The following is a 6,949-nucleotide window of genomic DNA, read 5'->3' on the forward strand; positions in this document are numbered from 1 at the left end:
CCCAAGCCCCAGGCGGAGCGCCCTCCCCCGGAGTCGGAGTGCCTCTACGTGGCCGCCGTCCTCCGGGAGCCCCGGCTGCTCGCCCGGGACACGTTCCGGGTATGTGATGAGCTGTCCCACATGGGCCTGCGGATGGTGCTGGCGCAGGCGACGTCCGGGCAGGGGCTGGAGGAAGCGCTCTTCGAGGCGACGGAGGTCGTCAAGCGGGCGCTGCTGGAGGCCGGCCGGCGGCTTTCCGCTGGGGGCTCCGAGCTGGAGGGGGAGTTCGTCCAGGTGTGCCGGGACATCATGGTGCGGCGCATCGACGAGCGGCTCGTTTATATAAAGCGGGCGACGGAACAGACGCCGGGGGCTTTTGATTTGACAGAAGAGACGCGGCAGCTCCTGTCCGAGCGAAAGGAGCTTCTGGCGCTCCGCAAGCGCGTCCTGGACGAGCTGAGGCCCGCTTCCTCGGGAACGGGAACAAAGGCACCAATGCAACCGGTTTGAGTTCGCGTTTGTAAGAAAGCTCGACTTTGCGGTAGATCGGCCGGCTCGCCCAGGCCAAAGCACCTGATTTTCTTAAGGAGAAGTACCCGAATGCCGACGCAGAAGCCCTCCAAGGCATCCGTGAAGCCCACCAAGAAGAAGGTGGATCCGGTGATCCGCAAGAAGAAGGCACCGGACAGCCCTGTGGCGAAGGTGACGAAGGCTGCGGATGCCGAGGACAAGGAGCTGGTGGCGAAGGAAGCCCCCGCCGAGGCAACCGAGAAGATCAAGAAGAAGAAGGGTGTGGCCGCCCTCGCCGACGACGTGGACCCGGAGGAGGCCGCTGAAGAGGCCGCCGCCGCCGTCCAGGTCGACCCCGACGCCGTCGAGGACGACGTGGAGGAGGACCCGGTCGCCGAGCGCAAGGAAGTGAAGGACCTGCTCGCCGCCGGCCGCGAGAAGGGCTTCCTCACCTACGACGAGGTGAATGACGCCCTGCCCGCCGACATCGTGTCGTCCGATCAAATCGACGACGTGATGAGCATGTTCGGCGACAACGACATCGAGATCGTCGACGCGCAGAAGGCCGCGCAGTCGAACGAGATCAAGCCCACCGTCGCGGTCGAGGAAGAGAAGGAAGACCAGGACGAGGACGAGAAGGACGAGGACGACGAGCCGGGTGGCAAGTCGAACGACCCCGTCCGCCTCTACCTGCGCAAGATGGGCAGCGTCAGCCTCCTCACCCGCGAGGGCGAGGTGGAGATCGCCAAGCGCATCGAGGAGGGTGAGAAGGAAGTCCTGCGCGCCCTGCTCGCCTGCCGCGTCGCGGTGGCGGACATCCTCGACATCAGCAACCGCCTGAAGACGGGCAAGCTGCGCGTGCGCGACGTCATCAAGGACGCGCCCGAAGAGGCCCAGTCTGAGAACGCGGAGGAGGCCGTCGAAGAGGTCTCCGAGGCCGAGGCTCCCGCTCAGCTCGCGCAGAGCGAGCTGAACAAGATCGAGCAGATCTCCAAGCAGATCGAGCGCTTCCGCAAGTTCGCCAAGGACTGCGAGGTCCTGGAGGAGGAGCTCTCCGGGAAGAAGAAGCTCACGGAGGTGCGCAAGAAGGAGCTGAAGCAGGAGGTGAAGGACCTTCGGACCAAGATGATGGAGGTCCCGGAGGAGATGCGGCTGAACAAGAAGCAGGTGGACCGCATCGTCGTGAACCTCAAGGGCCTCATCGAGCGCGTGGAGAAGGCCGAGGAGGAGCTGGGCGACCTGGAGCGTCGCTACAGCGTCTCCATGAAGGACCTGCGCCCTCAGCTCAAGGAGTCGCGCGAGAACCCGAACATCGCCAAGAAGCTCCAGAAGCAGCTCAACTTCACCCCCGAGCAGCTGGAGATTCTCGACCGCGACGTGCGCACCGCCGTGCGGAAGATCAAGCGCGTGGAGGAGGAAGCGAACCTCCCCGTCGACGCCCTGCGCCGCAACTACGACGCCATCCGGCTGGGTGAGAAGCGGGCGGAGCGCGCGAAGAGCGAGCTGGTGGAGGCGAACCTGCGCCTCGTCGTCAGCATCGCGAAGAAGTACACGAACCGCGGCCTGCAGTTCCTGGACCTCATCCAGGAGGGCAACATCGGCCTGATGAAGGCGGTGGACAAGTTCGAGTACAAGCGCGGCTACAAGTTCTCGACGTACGCCACCTGGTGGATCCGTCAGGCCATCACCCGCGCCATCGCGGATCAGGCCCGCACCATCCGCATCCCGGTGCACATGATCGAGACCATCAACAAGCTCATCCGCACGAGCCGCTACCTCGTGCAGGAGATTGGCCGCGAGCCGACGCCGGAAGAGATCGCGGAGAAGATGGAGCTGCCGCTCGACAAGGTGCGCAAGGTCCTGAAGATCGCCAAGGAGCCCATCTCCCTGGAGACGCCCATCGGCGAGGAAGAGGACAGCCACCTGGGCGACTTCATCGAGGACAAGAGCCTCGTGTCGCCCGCGGACGCGGTCATCAACATGAACCTGGCCGAGCAGACGCGGAAGGTGCTCGCCACGCTCACGCCGCGCGAGGAGAAGGTCCTGCGCATGCGCTTCGGCATCGGCGAGAAGAGCGACCACACGCTGGAAGAGGTGGGCCAGGACTTCGAGGTGACGCGCGAGCGCATCCGTCAGATTGAAGCCAAGGCGCTGCGCAAGCTGCGCCACCCCAGCCGCTCCAAGCGCCTGCGCTCGTTCGTCGAGAGCTGACGCAAGCCGGCTGAACATGCTGTCCTGAAGGCCCCCGCTCCCGCTTCGTGGACCGGGGGCCTTCTCGTTTTTGACTCCGAGGTCGCCCGCGTGCCTCCGAAGAAGCCCGCCGCCGCTCCCCTGCCCTTCCACGAGAGCGTGATGCACCAGGTGCGCTCCATCCCCCGGGGCGAGGTGCGCTCGTACGCGCAGGTGGCGCTCTACGCGGGACGGCCCGGCGGGGCGCGCGGTGTGGGGCGGGAGTTGAAGCTGCTGCCGGGCACGCGCACGCAGGTGCCCTGGTGGCGCGTCATCCGCTCGGACGGGACGCTGGCGCCTCCGGTGGCGCACGAGCAGGCGCGCCGGCTGCGCCTGGAGGGCGTCACCGTGTCAGAGCGCGGACAGGTGTTCCGCGTGGCGCTGAAGGACCGCGAGGACGGCTGACGCCAGGGCCTTGCCAGGGGCGCGCGCGCGGGGAGATAGTCAGCCCGCGCCGCGCGATGAGGTCCGTCACGTCTGGCGTTGCAAGTCCGAGGGGGCCCTTAGCTCAGCGGTTAGAGCTGTCGGCTCATAACCGATTGGTCCCTGGTTCGAATCCAGGAGGGCCCACCTTCCTCTCCCTCGCTGACGCCTCGGCCCACTTGAATCCAAGCAGTACGCATCAGCCCAGCGGAGTACGAGAGGCTGGCCACAACCCTGGCATTGAGCGGGTGGGCTGTGGACGGCAATCGCTGGCAGCCGGACATCCATTCCCTCTCTTGAGAGACAGAGTAGGTTGAGGCCAGGAGGAAGCATGGCACCCCTGGTCAATCCGTCACGCCCGCCCCGTTCGCACGCATCCTGGCACGGCAGACACACACACCGCGCCATCCTTGCGGTCCTCGCCCCTACGCTCATGTGCGGCACGGCATGCGTGGGCAGCACTGCCTCGGGAATGTCCCTGGATGGGGGGGCGACTGGGAGTCCGGCGGCCCCCGCGACTCCGCCAGCCCCGGCGCCGGCGCCCAAATCTCGCCTGAAGTTTGCCCCAGAAGACGAAACCCCCATCGACTTCGAGAAGTTGAGCCGGCTCGACACCGATGGCGATGGAATCATCGACGGCGATGACAACTGCCCCTCCGATCCCAACAGCAACCAGGCGGATGCGGATGGCGACGGCTTCGGCGATGCCTGCGAGTTCGTCGCGCTCCCCTACGACACCGAGACGACGCTCGCGGCTTCGCCTTCACCCGCTGTTGTCGGCCAGCCGCTGAGCTTCACGGTGACCGCTCACAACATCGGGTCGGCCTTGGTGCAGGGAATCATCGCCACCACCCGGCTGCCGGGCTCCATGACGTTCACCTCGCTCACCAGCTCCCAGGGTTCGTGCACCCGTAGCAGCCTCGGCGCCATCGAGTGCAAGCTGGGCGACCTGGGCGTGAGTGCTTCCGCCACGGTCACGGTCACTGGGACGCCGACCGCGGCAGGCGATCTGGAACTCGAGGCCTTCGCGTTGGCAGGTGGGCTGGACCACGACGCGAACAGCAGCAACGACAACGCCACCCAGACCGTCACGGTCACGGCGCTGCCATGACACCCTGCGCGGCGGCGGAGCGGCATCCGGGAATCTCCTGCCGGACGCTGTTCCGTCGCTGCGGTATCAACAGGCCTGCCTCCCCCATGTCCCATGGGAGCCTCTCGAAGCACCGGCGGCCTCGTCGGGCCGCGTGCTCGCGGGTCGACTTCACCTCGGTCACCCGGAACACCGTGGCTGGCAATGCACAACCCCAGGATGGCCTTGTGCACCCAGGTGCCCTTGCGCAACGTCCTCTCCAACGAGGCGGTGTCGGTGTTCCTGCACCGGCAGCTCTCCCCGTTCGTGTCCGCGCTGGTCGGCCGCCAGGTGAAGCCCTCCTATTGCTACGTCGCGGAGTACATGCCGGGCGCGGTGCTGCGCCGGCACGTGGACCGGCCGCAGTGCGAGTTCACCATCTCGCTCCTGGTGGACTTCCGGCCGCGCCCGGCGGGAAAGTGCTCCTGGCCGCTCTGGCTCTCTCCCACGGGGAAGGATCGCCTCGGGGTGCGGCTCGGGATCGGGGATGCTGTTCTCTACAAGGGGCGGCAGATCGCGCACTGGCGCAACGCCCTGGCTCCCGACAAGCGGTCCATCTCCCTCTTCTTCCACTTCGTTTCCGAGTCGTTCGATGGGGCCCTGACATGAACGGACCCGGCAGGAGGCTGGCGATCCTGGCGTTGCTGTTCGCCGCCTGTGCGACCCGCCCCGCCCTGCGTGAAGCCGAGGCGCTCCGGCCGTCCCCGGCCGAGCAGGAGCTCCGCTCGCGCGTGTACCTGGCGAAGGGGGACGCCGCCATCGAGTCCCGGCAGTGGGGGCTGGCCGCGGGCTACTTCGCCGTGGCGCGCGCGTCGCAGGACTCCGCCGTGGCGCGCTGGGGGCAAGGCTGGGCGACGGACCGGGCCTCCCGCCAGCTCTGGACGAAGAAGTTCAAGGGTTCCGTGCTCGCGGTGGCCTTCTCGCCAGACGGGAAGCTCCTGGCCTCCGCGGGCTTCGACTCCGTCGTCCGCATCTGGAATGTGGGCAGTGGCGAGCAGGTGGCGGAGTTCAAGGAGCATCCGGCGGAGGTGCACGCCGTCGCGTTCTCCCCGGACGGGACGCTGCTGGCCTCCGCCGGCCGGCCGGGAGAGATCCGCGTCTGGGATGTGCGTCAGGGCCGGGGGGTGGCCGTGTTCCAGGGCCACACGGACGTCGTGCGGGGCCTGGCGTTCTCTCCCAGTGGGAAGCAGCTCGCCTCGTGCGGCGTGGACAACACCGTGCGCGTCTGGGACGTGGCGTCCGGCACGGAGCGGCTGCGCTTCGAGCACGACGCGTATGTGATCGCCGTGGCCTTCTCGGCGGATGGCCGGTGGCTGTTGTCGACGAGCATGGACAAGACCGCCCGCGTCTGGGACCTGGAGGCCCGCAGGGAACTCCACCGCCTCACCGGGCATGAGGAGAAGGTGGAGTCGACCGCCTTCTCCTCGGATGGAAACCTCGCGATGACGGCGGCCGCGGACCATTCCATCCGCTTCTGGAATCCCCGGTCCGGGCAGCTCGTCGACGTCTTGAAGATTCCGGCGGACATCTCGGCCACGTCCATCGATGCGCGATTCCGGCTCGTGGCCCAGGCGGGTTGGGACGGGCGCGTGCAGCTCTTCGATACACGCAGCGGCGAGCTCCTGGAGCGCCTGGATGCCCACCATGCCTTCGTGATGTGCATCGCCCTGTCGCCGGATGGGCGCACCTTCGCGTCCGGGGGGATGGATGGGGCCCTGCATGTCTGGGCCCGGCCCTCCGCGCCCGCCGAGGTGCTGCTCCGAGGTCACGAGTCCTGGGTGGAGACGCTGGCCTTCTCCCAGGAGCAGGAACTCGTCACGGGGGCGGAGGACGGCATGCGCCGCTGGCGCCTGGGAGACGCAAGTGCCCCCGAGGCCCGGACGGAGAGCACGGAGGCGGTCGTCTCGCTCGCGGCGAGCCCCGACCGGCGGCTCATCGCGGCAGGCACGTTGAAAGGGAAGGTGCGTCTGCTCGAAGCCGCCACGGGCCGACAGCTGCGCGAGCTGTCCGACGTGAAGGGCTCGGTGCGCGGGCTTGTCTTCAGCCCGGACGGGAAGGTCCTGGCCGCGGGTGGCGACCGGGACGTCTACCTGTGGTCGATGCCGGACGGCGTGCTGCTCGGGCAACTGGCGGGGCACACGGGGAAGGTCTGGGCCCTGGCCATCAACGCGGAGGGGACCCGGCTGGCCTCCGGAGGCTCGGACAAGGTCGTGCGGCTCTGGGACCTGGTGCGGCGCCAGCCCCTGCGCCAACTGGACGTCGGCGACCGCGTCCGGGCGTTGGCCTTCACGCCCGGCGACAACCACCTGGTGACGGCGGGCATGAACCAGCCCATCCGACTCTGGAATGCCGAGGACGGACACCTGCTGAGGAGCATGGACGAGGGCTCCGTGGGCGTGCTGTCGTTGGGCGTGTCGCCCGATGGCGGGTTCCTGGCCTCGGGGGGGATGGACATGCTGGTGAAGGTCTGGAGCCTGCCTGGCGGGGACCTGATCGGGCGGGTCCGGGGCCAGCAGGGTTTCCTTTCGGCGGTGGCCTTCTCGCCCGACAGTTCCGTCCTGGCTTCGGCGGCGTCCGACCGGACCATCCGTCTTCTCCACTTCGACAGCCTGGTGCACCCACCGCCCCCGGGAGGGCATCTGGAGGAGATTCTGCGCGCCTATGGCCTCGTCTGGGACG

At 68.0% G+C, this 6,949-nt stretch carries 5 protein-coding genes, 1 tRNA gene and 1 pseudogene; all 7 read left to right on the top strand.

Annotation, left to right across the window (positions count from 1 at the left end; genetic code table 11):
• Positions 1 to 489 (top strand): annotated as a pseudogene (locus tag D7V97_RS37530) (DNA primase); the annotation flags it as partial.
• A 90-nt stretch (positions 490 to 579) separates the two neighbouring features.
• Positions 580 to 2,700: an RNA polymerase sigma factor RpoD gene (gene rpoD, locus D7V97_RS37535; RefSeq protein ID WP_120615412.1), complete on the top strand. Its 2,121-nt coding sequence runs from the start codon at positions 580 to 582 to the stop codon at positions 2,698 to 2,700.
• 90 nt (positions 2,701 to 2,790) lie between these two features.
• The gene (locus D7V97_RS37540; RefSeq protein WP_120615413.1) at positions 2,791 to 3,123 is read left to right on the top strand and encodes an MGMT family protein; all 333 of its coding nucleotides are present in this window, start codon (positions 2,791 to 2,793) and stop codon (positions 3,121 to 3,123) included.
• 92 nt (positions 3,124 to 3,215) lie between these two features.
• Positions 3,216 to 3,288: transfer RNA gene (locus D7V97_RS37545), tRNA-Ile, on the top strand.
• A gap of 451 nt (positions 3,289 to 3,739) precedes the next feature.
• Positions 3,740 to 4,252 carry a DUF11 domain-containing protein gene (locus D7V97_RS44980; RefSeq protein WP_233583476.1) on the top strand — a complete coding sequence of 171 codons (513 nt, stop codon included), beginning with the start codon at positions 3,740 to 3,742 and terminating at the stop codon, positions 4,250 to 4,252.
• A gap of 198 nt (positions 4,253 to 4,450) precedes the next feature.
• Entirely contained in the window at positions 4,451 to 4,879 is a 429-nt protein-coding gene (locus tag D7V97_RS37555) for a hypothetical protein (protein WP_147445138.1), read from the top strand.
• A partial coding sequence (locus D7V97_RS37560) for a WD40 repeat domain-containing protein (protein ID WP_120615415.1) occupies positions 4,876 to 6,949 on the top strand: 2,074 nt, incomplete at its 3' end. The genes D7V97_RS37555 and D7V97_RS37560, both read left to right, overlap by 4 nt.

Origin of the sequence: Corallococcus sp. CA053C (assembly GCF_003611675.1) — a bacterium.
In the GTDB taxonomy this organism is placed as follows: Bacteria; Myxococcota; Myxococcia; order Myxococcales; family Myxococcaceae; genus Corallococcus.